The sequence below is a fragment of the Halanaerobium sehlinense genome (genome assembly GCF_055379485.1).
In genome coordinates this window covers 1,370,447-1,396,765 of record NZ_AP042442.1, presented here as the reverse complement: position 1 = coordinate 1,396,765, position 26,319 = coordinate 1,370,447, and the positions used below count along the sequence as shown (strand labels likewise).

Here is a 26,319-nt window from a genome sequence, read left to right as displayed (position 1 = left end):
TATGCATTGAGGAGGAATTTAAATGGTTAAAAAAGCTAATAATGAAAATAATGATAACCAGAATGACAGTACTGAAGAAGAAAATGAATTAGATCTTTCCATACCTGATGGAGCCGGTATTGATGATTCCGTTCGCGTTTATTTAAAGGAAATGGGTAAAGTTGATCTGCTTGACAAAGAAGAAGAAGTTGAACTTGCAAAAAGAATTGAACAGGGTGATCAGGAAGCTAGAGCCCAGCTAACTGAAGCTAATTTAAGACTTGTAGTTAGTATTGCTAAAAAATATATAGGACAGGGTATGTCTTTTCTGGATTTAATTCAGGAAGGAAATAAAGGATTAATGAAGGCTGTAGAAAAATTTGATTACACCAAAGGTTATAAGTTTAGTACCTATGCTACCTGGTGGATTAGACAGTCAATCACAAGAGCACTTGCAGATCAGGCTAGAACTATTCGAATTCCGGTCCACATGGTAGAAACAATGAATAAATTAAGAAGAATTGAAAAGCGACTCAAAAAAGATTTAGAAAGAGAACCAACTCTAGAAGAGATTGGTGAAGAAATGAATATGGAGCCGGAAAAAGTGCTGGAAATTCAAAAACTAGCAATGAATCAGCAGCCTACTTCTTTAGACACTCCTATTGGCGAAGAAAAAGACAGCCATTTAAAAGACTTTATTGAAGATCAGGATGCACCTGCACCAGAAATGCTTGCTTCTTCTGAACTTCTTAAAGATCAATTAGAAACAGTATTAGACACTCTAACTGACCGCGAAAAAAGAATTATTAAATTAAGATTTGGACTTGAAGATGGTCGTCAGAGAACTCTTAAAGAAGTTGGAAGTCAGTTTGGAGTAACCAGAGAAAGAATTAGACAGATTCAGGCAAAAGCCTTAAGAAAGCTCAGACATCCCACCCGTAGTAAAGAGTTAAGAGGGTATTTAAATAACTAAAAATTAACTTTGATAGTTTATAAATTTAACTTCATCATTAATATATTGGAATTAAAAATTTAAGCAAAAAAATAAGCCAAAAAAATGAAGGCTGAAAAAACCGATAACGGTTATTTTCAGCCTTTTTGCTATTTAATATGATTTTTTTCAACATACGCACTAATAATATCATATAGAAATTCAATATTTTCAGCTTCATCTTTGAAATTTTGCTGCAGTAGTGGAATATCAGTTTGGATCATAGTAAAAAGCCGATAAAGATCACTACTATCTCTTTCAATTTCTATTTCAAATTCTTTTTCTAATACGGCAGCAAATAAATTATAAATTTGATTAATCAAAACTTCTGGAAAGCGAACCCGCTTAAATTGTTTTTTCTGTTCTTCTTCTCCAATTTCTAAATCACTAATTATATATCTAAATAATTCTCTGACTATTGCTTTTTTATTTTTCATTTCTGAATAAATAACCCTTAAGTAGCTGATTAGATAATTGTCTTCTAACTGCTGACAGTTTCTTTTTAAAATTTGATAAGTTTCTCGCCAGCTTTCTTCAAAAGCTTCTATATATAGTTCTAATTTATTTGGGTAATAATTATATAATGTTCCAACAGCTATTCCTACTTCAGCTGCTATTTTTCGCATACTAACTTTTTTATATGAGCTTTCTCTAAACAATTTCAAAGCTGTTTTAGATATTTCTTCATCTAAGTTCTCAATAATTTTAGGCATTTTTATTTCTCCTTTAATTAAGAAATTCCTTATTTACTTATTTCTTTATCGTTAAGCACTTTCCTGCTCATAATTTAATTTAATTTTGGACGAAGTGTTTAGAGAAGCTTCAGTTTCCAGCTCTTTAATTTCACGATAAACATAGATAAACAAGAGTGCTGTCAGCACAAATGTTAAGCCATCAGCAGCTGGTTGAGCCATAAACAATCCAGAGATTTCAAATTTTTTGGAAAACAGATAAACTGCAGGTATAAAAAATAATCCCTGTCTTGAAAGTGATAATATTGTTGCAGGAATTCCATGGCCTAAAGCCTGAAATAAAGTATTGATTGTAATACTAAAACCAATCAACGGTAAAACTAGAGAATAATATTTTAAGCCTTCAGCAGCAATTTCTATTACCTCAGGGTCTCGACTAAAAATAGAAATAACTTCTTCATTAAAGAAATAAAATAAGATAAATAACGCAATACCAAAAATTGTTGTCCTTTTAATTGTAACAGAGATTGAATCCTTCAATCTCTTAATTTGTCGAGCCCCAAAGTTAAAACCAGCTACAGGCTGAAAACCCTGAGTAAATCCAGCAGTTACAAAAAACCCAAAGGAAAAAACTCTATTAATAATTCCAACTGAAGCAACAACTGATGATCCATATACAGCCGCCATATTATTTAAAACAGTCATGGCCACACTGCTTAAAAGCTGTCTAATTAAAGTTGGAACTCCGATTTTCATAATTTCCGAATAAATTGTTAGTGATGGCCTAAATTCACTTATTTTAAAATCAAGCACACTCTTTTCTGATTTATAAAATGCAATTAACATCACTGTTGAAACCGCCTGAGCAATAACAGTGGCTGTTGAGGCACCTGCAATTCCCATCTTAAATGTAAAAATCAAAATAGGATCTAAAATAATGTTGATAACAGCCCCTGTACTTAAGGCAACCATACTCATTTTGGCACTACCTTCTGCCCTCACCATATTATTCATATTCATGTTGCTCATAGTAAAAATTGAACCTAAAATTATTATAGCAGTATAGTTTACTGCATAAGGCATAATAGCATCAGTCGCTCCAAACAGCCTGAGTAAAGGTTTTAAATAATATATCCCTCCGACTGCCATTAAAATTCCTAAAATAAAAGTTGTAATTATTGAAGTTGTTGAAACCTGATTAGCCATCTCCTTATTATTTTCTCCTAATAAGCGAGAAATAAATGAGCCTGAACCAATACCAAATGTTAGGCCAATTGCTGAAATTACCATAAATAAGGGAAAGGCAATAGTTACAGCTCCAACTGCTTCTGTACCAATTCTACCAACAAAGATTGTATCTACAATATTATAAACTGCTGTTACCAGCATTCCAATTATTGCCGGTATTGACATTTCTGTTAGCAATTTTTTAATTGGCATTTCTGCCATTTTTCTTGTCTTTTCGTCTTTATACATCTTATTACCTCCAATTATCTTATATGAACTATGTTCATTATATTATAAAAAAACACTTTATAAATTATGTTCACTATAATTATTATAATGAATAATGTTCATAAAGTCAAGATGTTTTCAAATTGTTTTATTTATAGTTTATAAATAATTAAATATCGATCTTAGTTTGAATAAATTTTTTTCCGCTAGCAGACTTAAAAAATATAATATTAAAGCTTAAAAAGATAGCAGCTCCAGTTAATATAATATATTCTACTTCAATCAGTTTAATTGCAAAAGAAGAAATTAAAAGTGAAATTGGTGCAATAATTTTAATAATGCTCATTTTAACACTTAAAACCCTGCCCAGAAGATTCTGGGGGACAATTTTTTGGATAATCACATTTGCCGGAACATCTATCCAGGCTACTGAAATACCACTTAAAAACATCAAAAAACTATAATATACAAGAATGAAATTTGGAGTAGGAGTATTTTTGAAAACAATAATTGGCAGTGCAAATGCTGTCACTCCAAAAGCAGTAACAAAAGTAATCTTTTTAATTAAGATATTATAACTTATTTTATCCATTATTTTTTCTGTTAATACTGCTCCAACTATCATTCCAATCGGGAATGCAGCCTGGATTATACCATATTTTTGGGGATCTATCTTCCAAATTGTGTTGATTAAATAAGGTAATGGCACAATTAAAGTAAAATTGAAAAAGAAATTTAAAGCAATAAAAATATATAGCAAATTTTTCAAATTTCTAGATCTGAAAATATAGTAAAACCCTTCTTTTAATTTTAAAATAAAACTATCTAAATCTTTATCATTTCCCGTCTCTTCTAACTGCTGGTTATATTTATAATCTATAAAATATTCAATTAGAGCAGATATTATAAATGAGATAGCATTAATTAGAATAAAGCCTTCCAGATCAATAAATCCATAAATTAATCCTCCCAGCAGCGGACCTAAAATATGGGATAAAGACTCTATTATTCTGGCTTGAGAATTGATTTTCACCAGCCCTGATTCTCTTACCAGACTTGGTTTAGCAGATTCTAGAGCAATATCAAAAAACACAGTTAAAGTTGTCATCAAAAAAGTACTGAAATATAATAGATAAACATTAAAATTAAATCTAATTATAATCAAATAAATTAGAAATAGAAATATTCCATTAATTAAATCTGATCCAACCACAAGCAGCTTTTTATTAAACTTATCTGCAATTACACCTGCAATTGGATTAAACAAAACTACAGGTAAAGTATATAAAGTTAGATTTAGGGCAAAAGAGAGTGCAGAAGAAGTTGTACGCAAAAGGTAGAGACCGATCACAAAAGCATAAATTGCAGAACCAAATAAAGAAATTGTTTTACCTGATAAAAAAAGTATCAAATTTATATTTTCCCTCTTATCAGCTTTAACTTCCAATTCTTTTGCAGCATTTTTCCTCTTATATCTCAACATTTTTATTACCTCCTCTATTTCTAAGCTAATTATAATTAATGGAGGTAACTCAACTGCAAGAGTCTTAAAAACTTTTTTTAGAATAATTTTTTCAAAAAATGGAGCCTGCTCTACTTTTAAGATTTATTTTTTAGCCTGCAGCTGATAAGAATAAATCTGATCTCCAAGTTGAGCAAATTCTTCGTATTTACCCATTGAAATATTTACTTTATTTATTTCAGATTTATATTCATCTAAAAAATCAAATCCCATTTCTTTAATTTTTCTTCTAATATTTGAATAGATAAAATAATCTCGATATTCTCTGTCAACAATGTTTTTCTCTCCAAATTTATGATAAATAATAAAGACCGCTGTCATTATCAGATGATCTTTAAAATATTTAGCCAATAATTCAGGTAAAAAACCCTGATTATTAAAGGAATAATTAGAAATTCCGGAATAATCGATTAAATAATCAATACTTTTTTCTTTAAGAGGTAAAGAGGGTAATTCTGCAGTCAGGAAAACAACTTCAGGTCCTGCAGCCGATAATTCCAGCAATGATTTAAGATATTTGTTCTGCTCCGAATTATGTTCAACACAGATATAGATAGTATCTGAAGGCAGCTTGTCATAGATATTTCTTAACAGAAGTCCATAACCAGAACCAGGTTCTAAAATAATTTTGTTTTTTAAGTCAGTATAATTAATTCTATTTTTCAGCCACTCCAAGCTCTGATATGATTGATCCATAAATTTGGAATTAGTCTGCTGAATATAATCTGTCAGATGAAAAACTGGATCTGTTTCAAACAATTCTGCTCTTTCTTTGTTATAAATTTCTTTAGTATAAAGAATACCATCCTTAATTAAAATCTTTTCTCCACAGATGCAGTTAAGGCTGCCCTGGTGAATTCTGTTATTTTTAATTTTTTCTGCAGAGAGAGTAAAATCATTTCCACAAACTGGGCAGGCAAAAAGATTCAGCAGCTTTAAATTTAAACTGAGGTCATTCTGCTTTTCATTTATTTCTTCTTTAATTTTCTTTAAGTGAAGATTGAGAGATTTTTTGGCGTCTTTTAGTTCAACAATTCTTTTTTCTATATTTTTTAACTTTTTTTGATATAAGTCCTGATAATAGCTGCTTTCTTGATAATTGCTCAGCCTTCCAATTCTCTTAAAACTTAAAATCTCCTTAATCTCTTCTAAAGAAAACTCCATCTCTTTTAAATTCAAAATTTCTTCCATATCATCTTGATCTTCCTGATCAAAATCATAGTGTCCCCCTAGCTTCTGAGGATTAATTAAATTCAATTTCATATAATAACGAATAGTATCATAACTTAAATCAAATTTGTTTGAAAATTCTTTAATTTTCATCTAAACTCATCCTTTTTTAAATTATTGATAGCATCAAAGTAATAAAGCTGCTGTATTAGATAACAGCAGCTTAAATTGTCATTAAATCTAGTAAGTTATTATTTTTTAGCCAGAGACCCCATGGGATCCCAGGGTTTTAAAACAACCGGATCTTTTTGATATGATTTAAGGTCAGACTCAGATAAATATTTTTTATGAATAACTACCTCGTAGTTAAATTCTTTAAACCAGTCATTACTCATTATGAAAAATCCATCATCACCAACTTTTTCTCCCCAGCTGTTCTGAACCTTCCAGCGTTCAGTTTGGTCCTGATCATCAAGGTTGACTCCGGTAAAGACCATTGCATGAGTTAAAATACTCTCTCCATACTGCAGGCGTTCACCTTTATCTAAAGAAAACTTGGTATCTAATACTTTTTCATAATTAAAAAGCTCAGTATCCATGATTCCTAAATCTCTATCAGACCACTGGCCTACATCACAACCAAACCAGACAGGTTCACCATTTTTTAACTGAGCTGTACTATAATTGATTAATTTTTCAATAGGCAGGTTTAAATAATGGATCTGCTGACCTTCCTTAACATTTCCCAGAAATTCTACTGTATAAGTTTGATCAAATGGTTTATCTTTAGTTGGAGCATTAATAATACTTACATAATCAGTCATCTTAACTTTAGAATATTTATTATAAAATTCTTTGGGAGTCAGTCCGCTGTCGCGATAAAATTTACCATCTTTATCTTTGTACTCAAAATCAAATTCTTGCGGAGGTTCTCCTAAAAAATAAGCCAGCACAGCATAAATTTCACCCAGCATAGCTTCTTTTTCTTCTCTTAAACTTTCTTTATCTGCACCTAATTTAAAATCATTTCTCAGAGTTTTAGCCAGATCTCTTAGTTTTAAACTCAATATTTTGTTCATATAACGGGAATTGCTGCTGTGATAAGTTTCAGGCATTACATATTTAGGGATTATTCCGTATTTTTCGATTAATGCAGTAAACATATCCCACTGACCACCATCATTTGTTGGTTCATTTAGGAGCCACATCACTCGACGGCTGTCAAGCTCTAGTTCCACTGTGGAAATGATGTTTTCTAAAAAATAATTTGCTTTTTCCAACTTATCCCAGAACATTGTATATGACTGCGATAATTCAAAATTATGGTCTTTAATATTTAGATCTTTAGAAATACTGAAACGGATATTATTTAAAGCTGCAAACATCCAGCAGCGTCCGCTTTTTTTCTGATTTGTAACCTTACCTACATCAATTTCTTCCGAAAAATCATAATGCATTTTTTTAACAGATTCATTATTTAAAGCAGTGTCATTAATACCATTTTTAATTACTGCATTAGCAATGATCTCACTGTTTTCTCTTTTTTTAAAATAGGCTGAAAAATCTTCTAGATTTTTTTGATCTATACTTTGTCTATTCATTTTAAAACCTCCCTATTGTGTTATTCTATCTATTTCTATCTATTTCTATCTATTTTTGTCTATTTCTGTCTATTTATATCTAATTGTTTATAAAAATACTTAAGATCTGCATTAAATTATGTTCTGAAATATATAATTCATCAAATGCTAACTCTTCTGCTATTTTTTCAAGGTCCTCTTTTTCATAATCAAATTTTTCTGCTAGAACTTCTAAATTTTTATCTTTAGCATAAGTATTATATAATAAACAGTCATCGTGCTGCCAGGAAAATTTAATTTTATCGATCAGCAGTAGAGGAGTATTTAAACTCTTATTAATTAGTTCATTATCTGTTGAGATATATGTTTTAAACTGCCTATTTTGGCCGATAAAATCCAAAATACTATCAGCTTTTTTATATAATTCTTCTTTATTATCAGGAAATTTGCCGGGCTCAACCTCAGTAATTGTAATTGCCAGTCTAATCTTTAATGGTAATAAAACTGATCTTAATTCCCTTAAAAAATCAATAATATTTAGCTCTTGAGTAAATATTCCTCGAATCTCATCTCCCTTGACTATTTCAAATTTGCTGATTACTGCTTCAGGATAATTAATTTGATTTATCTTTTCTGCAAATAATTCTGCAAAATTATCAATAGTTTTAGACTTAATTATATCTCCTTTGATTGTTATGTATTTATTCATCAAATTCACCTCTAAGATATTTTCTTTTTATCTAATTGTACATTTTTCTTCGTTCTTTAATGACTTATAAGCGGGACGAATTATTTTATGATCACTAACCAGCTGTTCAATTCGATGAGCACACCAGCTGGCAATTCTGGCTGTAGCAAATAATGGAGTAAATAATTCTTCCGGAATATTTAATAGCTGATAAACAAAACCAGAATAAAGGTCCACATTTGCACAGATTACACAATCTTCTCCTCTTTTTTCTTTGAAAATTTCTTTAGTTAAACTTTCAATATTATGATAAAGTTCAAATTCTTCCAATCTTCCTTTTGCTGCAGCCAACTCCTTTGCTTTTTTCTTTAAAATAACAGCTCTGGGATCACTTTTAGTATAGACTGCATGTCCCATTCCATAAATTAAACCCTTTTTATCAAATACCTCACCATTTAAAATTCTTTCTAGATATTTCTTTAACTCATTTTTATTCGAATAATCAGCCAGATTTTCTTTAATATTATCAACCATTGATTTTACTCTTAGGTTGGCACCACCATGTTTTGGTCCTTTCAAACTACCTACAGCCGCACCTACAGCTGAATAAGTATCAGTACCACTTGAGGAAACTACATGAGTTGTAAAAGCAGAGTTATTACCACCACCATGTTCAGCATGTAAAATTAACAGGAGATCCAAAGTATCTCTTTCAAGCTGAGTATAATCATTATTAGATCTAATCATATGCAGAATATTAGCTGCTGTACCCAAACCATCTACTGGATTATGCAGATAAAGGCTTTGTTCATCAAAGTAATGCGCCTTAGCCTGATAGCCATAAGCAATAATTGTTGGGAATCTAGCAATTAATTTTAAGCTCTGAATTAAAATTCTATCAATCTCAAGTGAATCAGGTTGATCATCATAAGAATAAAGAACCAGAATTGCCCGCTGCAGTTTATTCATTACATCTCGACTTGGACTTTTTAAGATAGTATTTTCGGTAAAGTGGGGAGGTAATTTTCTAAACCCATCTAAAATAGTATTAAATTTTTCTAGTTCCTCTTCATCAGGCAGCTCGCCAAATAATAACAGATAAATAATACTCTCAAAACCAAATTCACCAGTGTTTTTGATTAAATTATCGATCTCAATATCTCTATAAAATAGTTTACCCTCAATTGGAGTTTTAACACCATCACAGTAAGTATAACCATGGACAGAACCAATCTTAGTAAAACCAACCACAACACCAGTTCCATCAGAATTTCTCAGACCCTGTTTGATATCATACTGCTTATAAAATTCTTTATCAATTTTATTAACTTTTTCTACTTTAACTGCTCTATCCTGCACCCAATTTTTCTTTAAATCTCTAATTAACCAATCTTTAGTATCCACATTCTCACTCCTCTATTCAATCTATCGTATTAATTAGTTTTAAAACTGTATCTTTACCATTTAAAAAATCTTCAAATTCTTGTTCTACCATAATATCCGGATATAAAGAATCAGGATCACTCTTTTCTAAAATTTGATAATATTTAGCTGAATAACTTATTTTAAGCTTTGAATTTGGCAGCCTAAAACTTTTGACTTCTCCAAAATGATTTATTTTAGTTAAAGTAGGATATCCGACTAAATATGCATTTAATTTATACTTAAAATTTAAAGCATTTAGGATAGCGGTAGAATAAGTATCTTTACCAATAATTACATAAAATCTTAGAGTGTCTTTATAAGCACTCAGTTTTTCAGCCAATTCCAATCCGGGCCTGTAATCACCACCGCTGTTATATCTTAAATCAATTATAAATTTATTTACTTCTCTATAATTCAAAAAATTAAATAGCTGCGCTTCCATTTTTTTAAAAGAAGAATTGTTTAGATCATTTTGCTCCAAATCTTCGACAGCTATTTTATCATGATGGCCTTTCTGAAGACTGTTATACTGCAGATAAATTGTTTTTTCAGTCGGGAAATAATCTACATAAAAAAGTTGCTTCTCTTTTTTTGAAAAGTTATTTTTTTGATAGTCTAATTCAATTAATTTTTCAGAATTTGCTTTAATATTCTCAATTTTTTCCGCCTCAAAATTAACATTAAAATAGTTTTCACCCTCCTGAAAAGAAAAAATATTATTTTGATCAATAATGTTTAAATATATTAGAACATCTTTTAAATTGAGAAAAGATTGAAGGCGAGATTCTAAGGCATAGTAGTTGTCAGCATTTATCAATCCAGAAAACTTAAATTTTAATTCTTCTAATGAATGACCATTAATTGAAATTAGTTTAGCTCCCAAAATTTCTTTATAATTTTTATTTACCGCCATAACACGATAACCATCAGCGAATTTCTTTAAATAAAAAGGATAATATTCTCTCAAATAAGAAGTATTATCTAATGCTAGATTCTGGTCCCCTACTTTGTTAAATATCTCAATAATTCTTAATGTGATTTCAAGCTGAGACAGTTCTGCTAAATCAAATTTAAGCTCCTCAATTTCTCGATTAAATTCAGCTTGATTCAGCTCTGAAAACAAGTTTAAATGTTTTAAAGGCAGCTCGCTTTTCAAATAATTAAGATCTTCCCTCCATTCAGCAGTTGAAACCTCTGCTGCATAAATAATATTATATGAGATAAAATTAGTGGAGATAAATAAAATTAGAATAAGCAGCAAAATTATTTTTTTCACTTCAAATCCCCTCCACTAATTTATAATATTAATTAGAATATATTTTAAAGATCATCTTCAACTCTAATCACACTATTAATTTCAATTACATCATCAAGGTTCTTAATTTCAGCCAGTGATTTTTTAAGATCCTTTTCTTTTACATGATGAGTAATAAAAACTAAAGGAACAATCGGATTATTTTTCTGTTTTTGAAGAACTGAAGCAAGGCTGACATTATTATCACCAAAAATTTTAGTGATGTGAGATAACACACCCGGCTTATCTTCTACCTCAAAACGTAAATAAAAACTGTTTTCAATTTCATCAATGTCAGTTACATTACTTTCTAAAAATGAATCCATGCGCTGAACTTCACGCTGATTATAATTAATATCTTTTGCAACCTGAATAATATCTGCTGTTACAGCACTTCCAGTTGGCATTTGTCCTGCTCCTCTGGCAGTTGACATTACCTGTCCTACTGCATCACCATGTAAATAAACACAGTTATAAGTACCATTAATCATGGCAATCGGATGATCTTCCGGCACAAATGCTGGATGAACTCGAATGTCAACTCCATCCTCTCCATTTTTAGCAATAGCCAGCAGTTTAATAACATATCCCATTTCATGTGCAAGTTCTAAATCAGCACTTTTAATTTCTCTAATACCTTCAACATAAACATCTCTTACATCAACAAATCTCTCAAAAGCCAGAGAAGATAAGATAGTAATTTTATAAGCTGCATCATGACCATCTATATCTGAGGTGGGATCAGCTTCAGCAAAGCCGAGTTCCTGAGCATTTTTTAAAGATTCATCAAAATCCTTCTGGTTTTTACTCATGTCAGTTAAAATATAGTTAGTTGTTCCATTTAAAATACCATAAATTTTTTCTATTCTGTTTGCAGCAAGTGAATTCTGAAGAGGTCTAACAATTGGCAGCCCCCCAGCTACACTTCCTTCATAACAAACCTGAACATTGTTTTCATCTGCTTTTCTAAAAATCCTTTTGCCATATTTGGCAATTACAAGTTTATTTGCTGTAACAATACTTTTACCATTTTCAATGGATCGAATAATGTAATCATAAGCCGGTTGTTCACCACCGATTAATTCTACGACAATATCGATTTCAGGGTTATCAATTATATCCTCAACTCTATCAGTTAATAAATCCCTTTTGATCTCAATGTCCCTTTTCTTGTTAAGGTTGTTGACGAGTATTTTTTTTATCTTTACTTCAGTTCCAACCTTATTTTTTATGTTCTCAGCATTCTTTTCTAAAATCTTAACTACTCCACTACCTACTGTTCCTAATCCTAAAATTCCTAATTTAAGCAATTTTATAACCTCCTGTAATTATATTGCTTGCTTCTATCTTCTGCATTACTAAATATTATATCAATAAGCTGTTAAAATGTCGACCATTTGAGAAAATTTATACTCATTTTTTGAACAAAATTGTTTACTAGAATACAATTATCAAAAATAATAATTATTCCTATTGACAAGTAAAATAAATGGTGGTATATTGTATTTATCAAAATTAAATTGTACAAAACTTAATTAGGGAGGATAAAAAAATGAAAAAAAGTTTATTTAATTCTCAAAAACTGATGGTAGCTTTAATTGTTCTGGCTTTAGTTTTTTCTCTTAATTTTATGGTTTTGGCATATGGATATGGAAGTAGTGGACCTGATGTTTTAGATGTGGCTCTGGAGGCAGATGACTTTAATACTTTAGTTACTGCAGTTATTGAAGCAGATTTAGTAGCAGCACTTAAAGGTGATGGACCATTTACAGTTTTTGCACCAACAGATGCAGCTTTTGCAGCACTACCTGAGGGTGTATTAGAAGGTTTATTAGCTGACAAAGAACAGTTAGCAAATGTACTTTTATATCACGTAGTTTCCGGTAAGGTAATGGCTGAAGATGTTTTAACTATGGATGGAGCAGAAGTAGGAACACTGCTTGGAGAGGATATTGAAATTTCAATTAGAAATGGAATGGTTTATATCAATGATGCACAGGTAATCACAACAGATATTGAAGCCAGCAATGGTGTCATTCATGTAATCGATACTGTTTTAGTCCCTTAATTTTAAAAAAATAAGCTTATGTTGTCTATATTAAATTAATAAGGAGGAAATGAAAATGAAAAAAGGTTTAGTTGATTCCAGGAAATTGATGGTAGCTTTAATTGTTCTGGCTTTAGTATTTTCTCTTAATTTAATGGTTCTGGCAAATGGACATGGTGGAAGTAAAATGGATATCATAGATACAGCTATAGAGGCTGATGATTTTAATACTCTCGCAACTGCATTAACTGAAGCTGATTTAATATCCGCACTTAAAGGTGAAGGTCCATTTACAGTTTTTGCACCAACAGATGCAGCTTTTGCAGCTCTACCAGAAGGTAATTTAGACAGTCTGCTTGCTGATAAAGAGCAGCTTTCAAATGTTTTACTTTATCATGTAGTTTCAGGCAAAGTAATGGCGGAAGATGTTTTAACAATGGACGGAGCTATGGTAGAAACACTATCTGGTGCAGAAATTGAGATTTCAATCGAAGATGGTATGGTTTATATCAATGACGCTCAGGTTACAACAACAGATATTGAAGCCAGCAATGGTGTCATTCATGTAATCGATGCTGTTTTGATCCCTTAATTAAATTAAAATATATAGAAGCACAAGAGCACAAGCAAAAACTCTTCTCATAATTTTTGAGAAGAGTTTTTATTATTAGTTCTTTTATATTTTAAACTAAGCTAATCCTAAAAAACTAAAAAATTCTAAAAATGTTCTAATTACACTAGCACCACCAACAGCAGTTCCGATTACACTGCCTAAGTTAGCAAGAATAACAATTAGAAGAATGTGAGTTACTTTATTTGTATAAATTTCTTTAATCGTAATGCCCTCAGACAACTTCTGAAAATCTTTTACCTGTGGCTTTTTAAGATAAGCTTCTGCCAAACCGGCAAACCAGCCTGCTGCAAGCGTAGGGTTTTAAAGAACTTAGAGGTGCAACTAAAAAAGCTGTGAGTACAGTTAAAATATGACCCCTACCTAAAATAACTCCCAAAGCTGAAAGTGATCCATTCCAAATAAACCAGGCTTTAGTAACTTCTATACCTGTACTAGTATTATTAATAAAACTGGAAATAATAATCACTAAAATAACTGCTGGAATTCCCCAGGAAAATATTTTCCCCCATTTAGCTTTAGGAGGTATTTTAGTTATCTTAGCTAAGTTCTGTTCTTTAAAAATTTCTTTTTTAACTCCAGGTACATGAGCTGCACCTAAAACAGCAACAATTTTTTCTCCAGGAGCATTTTTTATTTTTATTAGCCAAAAATTGATCTCTTTCGTCAAGCAAATGCTTTTTGATTCCAGGAAAACTCTTTCCATTTCCTCCAGCATCATATTTAAAGCATCTCCATTTTTTAGCTCATCTAATTCAGCTTCTGTTATTTCTTCGTCAACAAAAAGCATAGTTATAATTTGAAAAATAAGCTTCAACTTTTCCCAGAGTCCAAGTCCCGCCCAGACTCTTTTAAAAGTAATCTGAATATTGCGGTCAGCAAGTACCAGTTCAGCCCCAACTTCTTTAGCCGACTTAATCCCCTGCCTCATCTCTTCTCCAGATTTAATCCCCAGTTTTTCAGCCATCCGACTCTGAAAAGAACTAATTATTAAATTAACCAGCAATAAAAGAGATTTTTTTTCTTTGATAACCTGAAAGATGTTCATTTCATTCCATTTATCTTCATCATTAATAGAACTATATCTTTGTTCATCTAATTCTACACATACACTATCAGGTTCTTCAGTTTCAATAACTTCTTTTACCTGCTCTGCACTTTTTTTCGAAATATGAGCAGTAGGAATTAATATAATCTCTTTCCCCTCATACTCAAGTCTTTGAATATTGTCTTCGTCCATAAAAACAGCTCCTTCTTAAAATTCTCTCACTTATATATTATATCATTAATGAAAGAATTATCAAAAAAACTTATTAGTAAAAAAATCATATAATCTATCAGGCAGCAGCCAGCGAAAAAATAAAATTAGTTTAGCATGGGCTGGAACTGCATATCTTGCCTTAGGTTTTGGACTTTCAGCTGCTTTAAAGATAGCTGCAGCAACACTTTCAGGCTGAGCAGCCATCCCACCTTCTCCATACATCTCTTCATATTTTGCAGCTTTTCTTTCTGCATCTTTTTGATAGATCCCAGAGCCAGAGCTTTCAAGTAGATTTTTACCAGCTGTTTCAGCCCATTTTGTTTCAATTGCACCTGGCTCAATTAAAATAACATCAATTCCAAATTCTCTTAACTCATTTCTAAGACAATCACTTAAACCTTCTAGAGCAAATTTACTGGCATGATACCAGCCACCTAGAGGAGTCCATATTTTTACCTGCAATCGAAGATATATTGATTATTCTACCCTGCTTTTTATTTCTCATATGTGGAATCACTAATTTAGTTAGCTCAGATAAACCAAAAACATTCACTTCAAATTGAGCTCTTACCTTTTCAATTGGCACCTCTTCAACCGCACCATAAGCTCCATAGCCAGCATTATTTATTAGAATATCAATTTTACCTTCGTTCTCAATGATTTGATTTATACAATCTTTTCTCATTTCAGCATCTGTGATATCCATTAAAATATAATGGCCATCCTGATACTCAGTTAAGTATCTGAGGTCTGCTTCAGTTCTGGCCGCTCCATAAACTATATATCCCTGCTCAAGAAATTTTTTAGCTGCCGCACGTCCGATACCACTTGAGGCACCTGTTATTAAAACAACTTTTTGCTTCATAAATAAACCTTCCTTTCTTTTAATTATTTCATATAGCTTATTTAGATTTTTACCTTTTAGATATTTTTTCTAGTTTTGTGCAATATAATAAGTATATAAAAAATTTATCAAAAGAATGCTGCTGATTCCAAGATAGAAGAAGTTGAAATTGATTAATAAATGAAAAAAATTCATTAAAATTTAAAAAGCAGGTAAAAACCTGCTTTCTTTAATTTAATCTTCCTGATAAAACTTATTAATTTCTGAAATTCTTTTCTCATTTTTCCTTTTAATAAAAGTACCGTTATCTAGATCCTGGGAAGCAGTCTTTAATTCCTCTCTGCTGTTCATTACAATTGGTCCACCCCAGGCTATTGGCTCTTCAAGTTTTTTTTCCAGCTAAAAATAAAAAGCGTGCTCTTTCATCTGCAGTGTTAACCCTGATTTTGCTTCCATTTTCATACAGCACACCCTGGGGATAACTGCGAAAATCTTCTTTTACAGGATCAAAATTAGCTTCTCCTCTAATTAAAAAGGCATAAGCATTAAATTCTTCTGGTAGTTCAAAAATAAAATCACTTTCTGGCTCCAATTCAACATCAAAAAAAGTAGGCTTTGTATCAGCTCTTTGAATATCACCACTTAAACCTTGATATTCTCCTGCGATAATGTGAACCTTTTTCTGATCATCATGATAAACCGGAATCATATCTGAAGTAATATCTCCATATTGAGGTTCAGTCATTTTATTATCTGCTGCCAGGTTTAACCAGACCTGAACTCCAAGCATCTCCTCTGATGGTTGAGGCAGTTCCTGGTGCAGAATACCTGAGCCAGCTGTCATCCACTGACATTCTCCATCTCTGATCACACCACTATTGCCAATACTGTCACCATGTTCAATTTCTCCCTTAATCAGGTAGGTAACAGTTTCGATGCCTCGATGTGGGTGCCAGGGGAAACCTTTTTTGTAATCTTCAGGATTAGTAGAATCAAAAAAGTCCATCATTAAAAAGGGATCAAAATCAGGAATCTGATGATAGCCAAAACATCGCCTAAGTTTAACACCAGCTCCATCCTGAGTTTCTCGTCCTTTAAAATACTCTTTTACTTTTCTATACATTTAAAATCCCTCATTTCTAATTATTTTTGTTTTGTCTAAATTTCTCAACTTCTTCCGACAAGGTATTGAACTCTCGATCGGCAATTTCCAGCATACCAGCTAAAGCATAAAACCTTCGCTGCAAATGTTTTGGCAGCTTTCCTTTGAACTTGTAATTACGGTCATGCTCTATTTCAGCCCAGGCATGCTGAAGAATACTTCTGATTTGGATCTCAAATTTTATTCCTGTAAATTTTTCTAGATCAGTAGCATGAATTTTTTCCTGATTCAACTCTGCTATATAATGGATTGATTTGTAACCCATTTTATCAGCGTCCAGCAGATCTGACTTATCCTCACTTTTTTCAAAATCAATTTTAAATAATTCTTTTATTATATCGCTAATTTGATGAATTTCCTTTTCAAAAAGAGTTATGATTCTAATACCTGCTAAATCGGTTATTTCAGCTGCCGGATCATCATATTTTTGCCGAAGAGCCTTTTCTCTAAAACTATTTACAGATTTGACTCTACTTTTTATACTGTGAAAAGCAATATCATTTTCTTTCAAAGCTTCTCTTAAAATAATCTCTACTTCTGCTTTTAAATTTATGTATTTATGTCTTTCTTTTTGATACCAAATAACTGCTTCATTTACTTTTTTCCTGTTTGCCATAATGACTGCCCCCAATTAAATGAAGTCTGAATATCTAATTATAATTTAAATTTTTTCTTCTTTGATTTCTAGATTGTTTTTCAACTTAAAATATAATTCAGCATTAACTGCATCATAATAAGGCTGAACAAATAAAATTCCAATTCCAAAAAATAAGGCACCTAAAATAAACCAACCAATAAATGAAAGATCAAGAATAAAAATATCCATTTTTTCTCCAGCTGTCATTTTACGGCTGAGATTTAAAACCTGGTTATGATCTAAATCAGGATTTTCAGCCAAAATATATGGAACAAAGCGGTATTGATACATTTTAATAATACCTGGAATTATTAATAAAAGTGTCCATAAAAATATATAAATCCCCCTAAACAATAGTGTAATAATAATGTTTTTATAATATCTTTTGTTAAAATATTTTAGGAGATATGAAAGCTCTGAATTACCATTCCACAGTTCAATAAAATATTTTCTGCCTCCTACTTCAAGTATATAACCAAGAAAAATTCTTAAGCCCCAAATAATTAAAAAAGCTGCTGCTGCAAATAAGGCAAGCTGTATTGTGAAATCATCACCATTAGTCGGCCCAGTACTACCTCCAGACCCTCCTAAATCAAGCTTGTTATGACTTCCTCCTGAGATAATCAGAATAAAACTTACTAAAAAAGACGGCCAATAAAAATCCCTTTAATTTTAGTTTTGCATTCTCTTTTAAATCAGATCGATTCCACATTTTGAGATCTCCTTTTAATTTATTTTCAAAAAAATTAAGATTTAAATTTTTCATAAAGCTTTTGCCCATATTAAAACTAACTGAGGTATAATCAGTTTTTTAGTAAAAACCCTACTTTATTAATAGTTACAACATTCCAATTAAAATTCCTTTTTAAAACAAAAAATCTCTATATTCAATTAAGAAAATAGAGGTGGAAATAGCTAGATTTTAAGAGACCCGACAAATAAATGCCGGGTCTTAAGCTTTTAGAATATTTAATTATTAAGTGCTGCTATATTATGACCACATTTGGACTAGAAAAGCACCATATGCTGATATAGCACCTACGGCTGCACCTGCACCTGCAGATTTTTTTCATGATTTCTTTCATGATTTATCATCCTTTCTTATAAACTTATAGTATTATTATAGGTTGTTATATAACCGTAGATATATTATACAACTTTTACTTATAAAGTCAAGTAAAGTACTATACTTTTTTAAAAATAAAATATCAATGCAGGAATTATAATAATTATGGCAAATTATATAAACAAGAACATTAATTATTAGAAAGGGGTTAATTATTATGAAAAAGCTTTTGTTATTTAGTGTTATTCTGGTTTTTATTCTGACATTTAATGTCTATGCTCATCCGCCTGGAAATAATAGAAATGTCTTTTAATGCTGAAAATAATATGCTTGAAGTTACTGTCCCTCATAATTCGAATGATAATACTGACCATTTTGTAAACAATGTTGAAGTCTTCTTAAATGACAATTTTGCAAATTGAACAAAGTTTTATTATGCAGACTGATAATGAAGTTCAATATTTACACTATATGATCCCTGGTGCAAAATCAGGTGATACAATCCGTTTGGTTGCAGAATGTAATAAATTTGGCAGCAGAGAAACTGAAATAACTCTCGAATAATTTTCTTTCTATTTAGCTTCTGAGTTTATGAAAGGAGGCTGCTGTGGGACAGTGGATTATTCCTTTAGGCATAAGTGCTCTGACATCTCTTTTAATAACCTTCTTATTAGGTATCAGATTTTTTAGAAAAATATTTAATATTAATCCCAGATTAAACTTAAAACTTCATAAAATATTTGCCTATATTACAATTGTTTTAGGCTATCTGTCATGGTTTATTAGTTTATATTGTCTATATGTAAATAATAAAAAACCCGCTTTAAAATCTGCTCTTATTTAGAACCGATTAGATTAATAAGCGGGTTTTACTTCGAAAAAACATATGATTTTCTTTAAGAAAAAATTTTAGCAACAACCGCTTTAAACTCAGCATACATTTTTAATCCTTCCAATTCATTAAGGCTCTGAACTAGCGATTCATAATACCATTTCTGCCTTTCTTTAGGAGCGGTAAATCTCTGCCAGAAATTTTTAGGACTCTTTTCAAGATCCCTCAAAATACTGCGCGCATTAGTTAGTTTATCAGCACAAGCAATTGCTTTATTAATGAAATTTGCTTCCTGACTTAGATATTTTAATTGTCTGTTCTTTTCTTGACTGCCAGCTTCTTGCTTCTCTTCCTTTTAACTTTTCTGAAGCTGATATAACCAATTCCAAAATCTCAGCTCCAAACTCATGCTTCTAAATCTGACTTAGAAACAGCAGTATCTTCCAATAAGTCATGCAGCAGGCCGGCTGCTACAATTTTATCTTCAAAAGAATTTTCTTTTAAAATCATTGCAACTTCAAAGGGATGAACAATATAAGGAATATCTCCACCTTTGCGGGTTCCTCCCCGATGATGCTGAGCAGCATATTCCATTGCCCGGGCTACTAATTTATTTGAATACATAAATATCACCTCTCTGAAGTTAGTTTAATTTAGCTTGATTTAAAATTATATAAAGGCTTTAAAACTTCTATTACTTGAATACTCTCTTTAATTGGTATTAATATTTCTTCTGCTGATTTATAGGCAAAAGGAGATTCATCTATTGTACTTTTTTTAACAGAAGTAGAATAAACATCACGCATTGTCTTTCTGAACTCTTGCAGTGAAAGCTCTTTTCTCGCCTGGGTTCTTGATAAAACCCTGCCTGCACCATGAGGAGCAGAGTAATTCCAATCCGGATTACCCAATCCCCTGGCTAAAATGCTTCCATCTCTCATATTTAAAGGTATTAGTAACTTTTCATCTTTATGGGCAGATACTGCTCCTTTTCGGATAATATTATCTTCAAAATTAATATAATTATGTCTAGTTTGAAAACTAAACTGTGGTTTTAAATCTAAAAAGTTTAATATTCTTTCAGCAATAATTTTTCTATTTAAATCAGCATATTTTTGAGCTATTTTCATGTCTTGATAATATTCGGCTGCTGCTTTTCCTTCTAAAAAAGAATCAGATTTATTTAAATTATATTCTTCTTTTAATTCCGGCTCATTAACCTCTTTATATTTGTTGCTGCAGTATTTATAAGCACGCTGCTGATGATAATTACAAATCTGCAGCCCAAAATTACGAGAACCACTGTGAATAACCAGATATTTATTTCCCTCCTGATCCTCGTTTATTTCAATAAAGTGATTTCCTCCCCCAAGACTGCCAACACCTTTAAGCTGATTTTCAGCATCTAAGTCGAGTTTTGCAGAAATAGTTTCTATTTCTTTTTCTAATTCAGCTGGTATTTTTTGACTAATGTTTTTGTTATGTTTAAAACCATGAGGAATACTGCTGCGGATAAACTTATCAAGCAGCTTAAAGTTGATGTCAATATTACCTAACTTAGATGTATGCATGCCGCAGTTAATATCAACCCCAACCGTATTTGGAATAATTCTATCTGCAAGAGTTGCTGTAAAACCAATCACACTACCAAGGCCAGGGTGATAATCAGGCATAATTCTAATTTTAGAATTTTTATAGGCAGCATTACTGCAGATTTTTTGAATCTGATCCACTGCAGTTTGATCTCTAGTTAGCGAAAAAACTTTAGCCTGATTGTATTTTCCTTCGACTGTAAAATAATTAGCTGCTTTATCCATATAAAATTCCTCCTGTTTTGTTATTCTAAATTCTGGCTTCAATTTGAGGTACAAAGAAATTAAGAGCAAGAGAAACTAAAAGTGAATTAACTAAATAAAATAAAACCAGGAATAGAACATTACCCCCCATTATGGAAAGCAGCATTGGCTGTAAAGCAGTACCTAAAATAAGATCTGTTAAATTTAAGGTTAAAAAGAATCCAACTGCAAAAATTTTTGTTAAAAATATTATTTTAAAAAGTTTTTTATGATCTCCATGGAATAATTTTGCCATTACTATTCCTAGCAAAGCATATAGAAAGATAAAAAATATCTGCTGAAAGAAAAATAAAATAGAAAAGGCTAAAGTTATAATAATTAAAGCCAAATATTCCTTCAGGGAAAACTTTATGTAATTTAAATACATTATAGTTGGTACAGTAACAGCATTAACTATATTTGTGCTGCCTCTAAAAAGCATAAAAGAAATAAAAATTAAGGCCAGACTAAAGGCAGTATGGCTTAAATTTTTTATTTTCATGTTAGTTGTCTCCTTTTTGGATGTTATTCTATTATTTTATCTATAATTAATTTCTATTATTAGTTTAGCATTAATTTAAATTACTGTAAATAAGTTAATTAACATTGATTTAGAATATTAAAACTGTATTTAAAATCGATAAAATAATTAAACTTTTATAACTTCTTTAAAATAATTTAAAAAGGGATTATTTTCTGAAAATTGACGCTATAATTAGCATTTGTTTAAAAATGGAAGATATTAAGATTTAATTTAGTTAAATCGACATTTTTCGACCTTGCGTTTTATAGGAAAGGAGTCTATAATGTACTTACAAGGTTCTGAGGAAGTCCTAAGATTAAATGTTTAAAAGTAGTGTTTTGAAATTCTTATTTAAGTAAGTTTATTTAAGATTTAGAAAGAAGTTCAAAGGAACATCAAAATTGATCAGGTGTTAATTAGGTTTGATGATGATCAATTCCGAAGAAGTTACTATTAATGGTAAGCAAAAAGAAATTGTTAAGGGATCGCTTTCTTTAATGATAACTTTGAGCAAATCAAAGATAGTAGTGGAGGACTAAATCTAAAATAAAACGAAAAAATAAGAAGAGTAAAAAGGCAAACTGTAAACAGGAGATCGAGAAAGATTCGTCAGAACCTTGATTTTTTATGTCAAAATTTAATAATTTTTAATTTATCGCATATAATTATATGCGATTTTTTTTAATGCCTTTTCACTCTTCTATGTTATTTTTTATTAAAATGCTGAAGTCTACTAATCTTCTACCTGAATTATATTACCTTTAAGTTCAGCCGCTGTTTGTGGATCACAGGTTGTATAAATTATTTGATATTTTTTCTGGTATTCATTAATCAGCTTTACTGCATTTCTTTTGCGCTCAGGGTCTAAATTAACAAGACAGTCATCTAAGATTATAAAACCTCCATAATTAGCAAATAAGTTATCAAAGATTGCAAATCTAAAAGCTAAAGCTGCTGCATCATAGGTTCCATATGATAGGAGATCCAGATTACCCGGAAGTTCTCTTCTCTGCTCTGACTTTAGTTTGATAGAAAAATCTTTTTCTATCAGCGCCTGTCTGTATTTTCCAGCTGTCAGCTGTTTTAAATTCTTATTAAAACTTTTAACTAGTGGGTCAAATGAATTTTCATCCATTTCTTTTAATTTCTTTTCAAAAACTTCTTTGATTTTAATTAAACTAGCTGCCTTTTCTTTTAGTTTTATGAAATTATTTTCCAACTCATTTAATTCGTTTTCCATTTCTCGGCTGCTGGCCTCAGGTAAGCTGTTTTCTAAATCTTTATGCTCATCTAACTTTTCACGTAAACTTTGATTTATATTTTCTCTTCGCTCTCTTTTTGCTTTCAAATCACTTATAAACTCTTCAGCATTTTGATAGTCTTCTGGTAAAGCTGAAAGATTTTTGAGCTCTTTTTTTAATTCGAATTTTCTTTCATTTTTTTCTGTTAAATCTAATTCAAGTGCGGTCAGACTCTGATATTCTTCTTTCCATTCTTCAATTTTATTTTCCTTAATTTTAATTTCTGTAGTTAAATCTGAAGCTTTATTTTTTAACTCTTCAAGCTCTCCATTTATTTTTTCTAAGTCTCTTGCACTCTCTATATTATTTAGGCTGCTTAATTGTTTTTCTAATTCTTCTAACTTATCTGCTGCCAAAAGCTCATCAACTCGAGCTTTGTTTTCTTTAATTTTTCTTTTTAAGTTATTTAATTCTGCCAATTTTGTTCTGGCCTCAGTTAAGTTTTCAATCTTTAATTTATCTTTAAGCTCCTCAAATTTATTTTTATTTTCTTCATATTCTTGTTTTAATTTAGAAAAATCTATTTCTGCTGACTCGATTTCAATATCAAACTGATCAGTTTTAATCCGCAGATAGCCATCAGCTTCTATAACTTCACCTTCTACAATGTTTTTTTCTCCCTCTACACCAGTAATTATCTTAATATTATCTGCTGCTGAAAAATTTATTCTAGCTTTCAATTTAGAAGCCTTGATAGCAGCTCTGCTCTCTGCAATTTTATTCTTATATTTTTCTAAATCATCAACTAGCTTGTTATTAATAACAGCCTCAGAGATTGTTTTTTTCATAGCTTTTATTTCAGTTTTTAGTTCTTTAATTTTAGCAGTTCTTTTTTCTAATTCTTGCTTTTGAGCTAATTTTTCTGCTCTATTTTTCTCAGCTTCTAACTTTTTCATTCGCTCAGTTATTTTTTTATATTTTTTTTCAGCTTCTGTAAGTTCTTGATTGATCTCAGGCCATTTTTTAGTATCACTGCTTAATTTTTTAATTATTTCTTCCAAATTTTTTAATTCTAACTCAACTGCTGCTCGCTGATTAATTTCAGCTTCTACTGCTGAGAGATTTTCGATCTTTTCTATTAATTCTTGTTCTTCAGCTTTCAGTTCTTTTATTTCAGCACTTAGTTTTTCAAATCTGTTCTCATTAATTTTACTTTGCTGCAGTTTTTGTCTCAACTTTTCCTTAGCAATATAACTGTCATAAATTTCTCCGGTCCCAACTTGATAAGGATTATTTACTCCGCGGGCGCTATTTTTAACTGAGTCAGACTTTAAATCCCACTTTTTTGTCAGCTGATCAAGCTCTGATTCTAGCTGGCTGCGAAATTTATCAATAGAAACTCCATCTAATTCCATTACTGCCTTTCTCAAAAAAGAATTAATTGTATCAATTAATTCAGGGCTCTCAGCTGAATTAATCCTTTCTAAGGTAGATTTTATATTCTGCTGGCTGCTGAAAACAATATTATTATAGGTGCTTTTGGCATAAGGAAAAATATCTTTTTTATAATCTGCAATTTTTGTAGGACTTTCTATCCTTCTACCATCAGCTAACTCAAGATATCCGGCATAATTGTTGTTACTCCATTTTTTATAGAATTTATATTCTAAATTATCGGCTTCAATTTTCAATTCTGCCTCAGCAAAGTCGCCATCAGGATAGGGAAGAAATTTTTGATCAAATTCTTTTCCCTCTTTAGTATTTAACTTTAGCTGGGGCTGAATAAATAAAGAGGCATAAATTGCATTTATAATGGTACTTTTACCTGCTTCATTATTTCCTAACAAAATATTTAAGCCATCTTCAAACTGATAGCTTCTGTTATTGATACCAGCAAATATTTCGACAGCAAAATTTTTTATTTTCAATCCTGGACCTCCTTCAGCATTTTATAGGCTAAATGCAGAGCCTGATTATCGTTCTCTAATTCAGTTAAAAGTTGATAGGGAAATGAGTTCTCAGAAAATTCTTCTCTTATAATTTCTCGATCTATTTTCATTTCTAAATTACTTTGATCAATTTTAGTGTAAAAGCATCTATCCCTTAGTTTTCTAAGAATTTTATCTTTTACTTTAAATTCTTCTCGAGGAAGTTCTCCTCTAAGTTTTAATCGTAAAATTTTTGTTTCTGGGCTCTTGTTAAGTATCTGCTCAACTAGATTTTCCAGTTCAGCCTGATTGTTGACTTCTTTTGCTAAATCTGAAAAATGATAATTTCCTGTTAAAATTCTTTCTGCCTTAATCTCTTTTGCTTTATTTAACTCAATATACCAGGCATAACCTGGATGACTGCAGTCCATACCATCAGGCTCCGGTGTTCCATTATTAAATATTTTATGATTGATAACTTTATCCTGATTGGGATAGGAAAGATGAGAATGCCCTAATAACCAGATGTCCATTTCAATATCTAATAATTCTTCTCGACTCATTTTAAAATAATTGTCATTTAAATCAGGTGAAAAACCTGCTAGAGCTCCATGAGCAAGGGCTATTTGATAATCCACTTTATCCCTGCTGTCTAAATTTTTAATCCACCCCAAGTTATTTTCAGCAGAAAGTTTAGTCTCACAGGGAGCGGGATAAATGGCAGCTGGAATTTGAAAATCATGCAGCTTGTAGATCCTTTTCTCATCTAAAATAATTATCTTACCTGTCAGTTCTTCTCTAAATTTATCCCAAAGCTTAGTTATTCCATCACTATAATCATGATTACCTGGCAATATCAGAACAGCATCTCCGGCAAAGTTATCTAAAATATCTATAGTCTTCTTTATATCAGCACTTTTAATATTTGTCTTATCAAAAAGATCTCCGGCTACTGCAATCAGATTTGCATTTCTTTGATTTGCTTCTTTTACCACATTTTCTAAAGCCTGGTATCTTGCATTTTCAAGCTGCTCACTAATTTGAGGATACTGATTAAATTTCATTCCAAGGTGAATATCACCTGTATGCACTATCTTTAAAGCCATTTTTACACCTCTTAGCTCAATAATTATTTTAAAATCTTTTAATGTAGTTTAAAATGTTGTATTTATTCATCAGCTTCCATCATCTCTATAAACTCAGCTGCTAAATCAGGGTCAAACTGTGTTCCCGCACACCTTTCAATTTCTGCCAGAGCTTCCTGCTTTGGTTTTGTTTTACTATATGCCTGATCATTTACCATTACATCATAGGAATCAATTAGTGCAATAATTCTAGCCAGATAGGGTATCTCTTCCCCACTTAATTGACGAGGATAACCACTTCCATCCCATTTTTCATGGTGGGAAAATATTTCTTCGGCAACAGAAGCAAACTCTTCCGAGGCAGATGCAACTTTATATCCTTGTTCTGTGTGATTTTTCATTATTTCCCATTCTTTTTCATTAAGTTCACC

General features: G+C 31.1%; 29 protein-coding genes. 5 read left to right on the top strand and 24 right to left on the bottom strand.

Annotated elements, in window-relative coordinates; all coding sequences use genetic code 11:
* The first annotated feature begins 22 nt into the window (after window positions 1-22).
* Window positions 23-952, top strand: a complete 930-nt coding sequence (gene rpoD, locus ACZ446_RS06705) for an RNA polymerase sigma factor RpoD (protein WP_464394339.1) — start codon at window positions 23-25, stop codon at window positions 950-952.
* A 128-nt stretch (window positions 953-1,080) separates the two neighbouring features.
* On the opposite strand, the gene ACZ446_RS06700 is transcribed toward rpoD, so the two are convergent.
* The 9 genes from ACZ446_RS06700 to ACZ446_RS06660 form a co-directional block, all read right to left on the bottom strand.
* Complete coding sequence (locus tag ACZ446_RS06700) at window positions 1,081-1,683, bottom strand: TetR/AcrR family transcriptional regulator (protein WP_464394338.1); 603 nt, start codon at window positions 1,681-1,683, stop codon at window positions 1,081-1,083.
* A gap of 51 nt (window positions 1,684-1,734) precedes the next feature.
* On the bottom strand, window positions 1,735-3,138 hold the full coding sequence (locus ACZ446_RS06695) for an MATE family efflux transporter (RefSeq protein WP_464394337.1): 1,404 nt from the start codon (window positions 3,136-3,138) through the stop codon (window positions 1,735-1,737).
* 148 nt (window positions 3,139-3,286) lie between these two features.
* The gene (locus tag ACZ446_RS06690; RefSeq protein WP_464394336.1) at window positions 3,287-4,600 is read right to left on the bottom strand and encodes an MFS transporter; all 1,314 of its coding nucleotides are present in this window, start codon (window positions 4,598-4,600) and stop codon (window positions 3,287-3,289) included.
* A 123-nt stretch (window positions 4,601-4,723) separates the two neighbouring features.
* Window positions 4,724-5,962 carry a MerR family transcriptional regulator gene (locus ACZ446_RS06685; RefSeq protein WP_464394335.1) on the bottom strand — a complete coding sequence of 413 codons (1,239 nt, stop codon included), beginning with the start codon at window positions 5,960-5,962 and terminating at the stop codon, window positions 4,724-4,726.
* 98 nt (window positions 5,963-6,060) lie between these two features.
* Complete coding sequence (locus ACZ446_RS06680; RefSeq protein WP_464394334.1) at window positions 6,061-7,410, bottom strand: C1 family peptidase; 1,350 nt, start codon at window positions 7,408-7,410, stop codon at window positions 6,061-6,063.
* A gap of 79 nt (window positions 7,411-7,489) precedes the next feature.
* A complete protein-coding gene (locus ACZ446_RS06675) occupies window positions 7,490-8,098 on the bottom strand; it encodes a SatD family protein (RefSeq protein WP_464394333.1) in 609 nt (202 codons plus the stop codon).
* A gap of 27 nt (window positions 8,099-8,125) precedes the next feature.
* Window positions 8,126-9,481, bottom strand: coding sequence for a citrate synthase (locus ACZ446_RS06670; RefSeq protein ID WP_464394332.1), 1,356 nt, complete (start codon window positions 9,479-9,481; stop codon window positions 8,126-8,128).
* 16 nt (window positions 9,482-9,497) lie between these two features.
* Window positions 9,498-10,778 (bottom strand): S41 family peptidase, encoded by a 1,281-nt coding sequence (locus tag ACZ446_RS06665; protein WP_464394331.1) that lies wholly within the window; start codon window positions 10,776-10,778, stop codon window positions 9,498-9,500.
* A 44-nt stretch (window positions 10,779-10,822) separates the two neighbouring features.
* Window positions 10,823-12,106 carry a homoserine dehydrogenase gene (locus tag ACZ446_RS06660; RefSeq protein WP_464394330.1) on the bottom strand — a complete coding sequence of 428 codons (1,284 nt, stop codon included), beginning with the start codon at window positions 12,104-12,106 and terminating at the stop codon, window positions 10,823-10,825.
* 242 nt (window positions 12,107-12,348) lie between these two features.
* On the opposite strand from ACZ446_RS06660, the gene ACZ446_RS06655 reads away from it, so the two are divergent.
* A complete protein-coding gene (locus ACZ446_RS06655; RefSeq protein ID WP_464394329.1) occupies window positions 12,349-12,864 on the top strand; it encodes a fasciclin domain-containing protein in 516 nt (171 codons plus the stop codon).
* 55 nt (window positions 12,865-12,919) lie between these two features.
* Window positions 12,920-13,435, top strand: coding sequence for a fasciclin domain-containing protein (locus ACZ446_RS06650; RefSeq protein WP_464394328.1), 516 nt, complete (start codon window positions 12,920-12,922; stop codon window positions 13,433-13,435).
* A gap of 96 nt (window positions 13,436-13,531) precedes the next feature.
* Here the strand turns inward: ACZ446_RS06650 and ACZ446_RS06645 are convergent, their stop codons facing one another.
* The 8 genes from ACZ446_RS06645 to ACZ446_RS06610 form a co-directional block, all read right to left on the bottom strand.
* Window positions 13,532-13,744, bottom strand: coding sequence for a hypothetical protein (locus ACZ446_RS06645; RefSeq protein WP_464394327.1), 213 nt, complete (start codon window positions 13,742-13,744; stop codon window positions 13,532-13,534).
* Window positions 13,725-14,714 carry a TraB/GumN family protein gene (locus tag ACZ446_RS06640; protein ID WP_464394326.1) on the bottom strand — a complete coding sequence of 330 codons (990 nt, stop codon included), beginning with the start codon at window positions 14,712-14,714 and terminating at the stop codon, window positions 13,725-13,727. The genes ACZ446_RS06645 and ACZ446_RS06640 overlap by 20 nt, the downstream gene beginning before the upstream one ends.
* Before the next feature lie 60 nt (window positions 14,715-14,774).
* Window positions 14,775-15,197 (bottom strand): SDR family NAD(P)-dependent oxidoreductase, encoded by a 423-nt coding sequence (locus ACZ446_RS06635; RefSeq protein ID WP_464394325.1) that lies wholly within the window; start codon window positions 15,195-15,197, stop codon window positions 14,775-14,777.
* Window positions 15,148-15,600 carry an SDR family NAD(P)-dependent oxidoreductase gene (locus ACZ446_RS06630; protein ID WP_464394324.1) on the bottom strand — a complete coding sequence of 151 codons (453 nt, stop codon included), beginning with the start codon at window positions 15,598-15,600 and terminating at the stop codon, window positions 15,148-15,150. The genes ACZ446_RS06635 and ACZ446_RS06630 overlap by 50 nt, the downstream gene beginning before the upstream one ends.
* 213 nt (window positions 15,601-15,813) lie before the next feature.
* On the bottom strand, window positions 15,814-15,930 hold the full coding sequence (locus ACZ446_RS06625) for a hypothetical protein (protein ID WP_464394323.1): 117 nt from the start codon (window positions 15,928-15,930) through the stop codon (window positions 15,814-15,816).
* A 31-nt stretch (window positions 15,931-15,961) separates the two neighbouring features.
* Window positions 15,962-16,702, bottom strand: coding sequence for a pirin family protein (locus ACZ446_RS06620; RefSeq protein WP_464394322.1), 741 nt, complete (start codon window positions 16,700-16,702; stop codon window positions 15,962-15,964).
* A 16-nt stretch (window positions 16,703-16,718) separates the two neighbouring features.
* Window positions 16,719-17,357 (bottom strand): GTP pyrophosphokinase, encoded by a 639-nt coding sequence (locus ACZ446_RS06615; RefSeq protein ID WP_464394321.1) that lies wholly within the window; start codon window positions 17,355-17,357, stop codon window positions 16,719-16,721.
* 45 nt (window positions 17,358-17,402) lie between these two features.
* Complete coding sequence (locus ACZ446_RS06610) at window positions 17,403-17,669, bottom strand: DUF975 family protein (protein WP_464394320.1); 267 nt, start codon at window positions 17,667-17,669, stop codon at window positions 17,403-17,405.
* 1,044 nt (window positions 17,670-18,713) lie between these two features.
* Between ACZ446_RS06610 and ACZ446_RS06605 the strand changes: the two genes are divergently transcribed.
* Window positions 18,714-18,866 carry a hypothetical protein gene (locus tag ACZ446_RS06605; RefSeq protein WP_464394319.1) on the top strand — a complete coding sequence of 51 codons (153 nt, stop codon included), beginning with the start codon at window positions 18,714-18,716 and terminating at the stop codon, window positions 18,864-18,866.
* A complete protein-coding gene (locus tag ACZ446_RS06600) occupies window positions 18,847-19,008 on the top strand; it encodes a hypothetical protein (RefSeq protein WP_464394318.1) in 162 nt (53 codons plus the stop codon). The genes ACZ446_RS06605 and ACZ446_RS06600 overlap by 20 nt, the downstream gene beginning before the upstream one ends.
* 332 nt (window positions 19,009-19,340) lie before the next feature.
* Here the strand turns inward: ACZ446_RS06600 and ACZ446_RS06595 are convergent, their stop codons facing one another.
* From ACZ446_RS06595 to ACZ446_RS06565, 7 genes are all read right to left on the bottom strand, one after another.
* Window positions 19,341-19,505 carry a hypothetical protein gene (locus tag ACZ446_RS06595; protein ID WP_464394317.1) on the bottom strand — a complete coding sequence of 55 codons (165 nt, stop codon included), beginning with the start codon at window positions 19,503-19,505 and terminating at the stop codon, window positions 19,341-19,343.
* A 176-nt stretch (window positions 19,506-19,681) separates the two neighbouring features.
* On the bottom strand, window positions 19,682-19,900 hold the full coding sequence (locus ACZ446_RS06590; protein ID WP_464394316.1) for an HD domain-containing protein: 219 nt from the start codon (window positions 19,898-19,900) through the stop codon (window positions 19,682-19,684).
* 29 nt (window positions 19,901-19,929) lie between these two features.
* Window positions 19,930-21,093 carry an RtcB family protein gene (locus ACZ446_RS06585; protein WP_464394315.1) on the bottom strand — a complete coding sequence of 388 codons (1,164 nt, stop codon included), beginning with the start codon at window positions 21,091-21,093 and terminating at the stop codon, window positions 19,930-19,932.
* A gap of 25 nt (window positions 21,094-21,118) precedes the next feature.
* Window positions 21,119-21,613, bottom strand: coding sequence for a hypothetical protein (locus tag ACZ446_RS06580; RefSeq protein WP_464394314.1), 495 nt, complete (start codon window positions 21,611-21,613; stop codon window positions 21,119-21,121).
* A 754-nt stretch (window positions 21,614-22,367) separates the two neighbouring features.
* Window positions 22,368-24,803, bottom strand: coding sequence for an ATP-binding protein (locus ACZ446_RS06575; protein ID WP_464394313.1), 2,436 nt, complete (start codon window positions 24,801-24,803; stop codon window positions 22,368-22,370).
* Entirely contained in the window at window positions 24,800-25,909 is a 1,110-nt protein-coding gene (locus ACZ446_RS06570) for a metallophosphoesterase family protein (protein WP_464394312.1), read from the bottom strand. Before ACZ446_RS06570 ends, ACZ446_RS06575 begins: the two co-directional genes overlap by 4 nt.
* Window positions 25,910-25,971: 62 nt before the next feature.
* Window positions 25,972-26,289 carry an HD-GYP domain-containing protein gene (locus tag ACZ446_RS06565; protein WP_464394311.1) on the bottom strand — a complete coding sequence of 106 codons (318 nt, stop codon included), beginning with the start codon at window positions 26,287-26,289 and terminating at the stop codon, window positions 25,972-25,974.
* Window positions 26,290-26,319 lie beyond the last annotated feature (30 nt).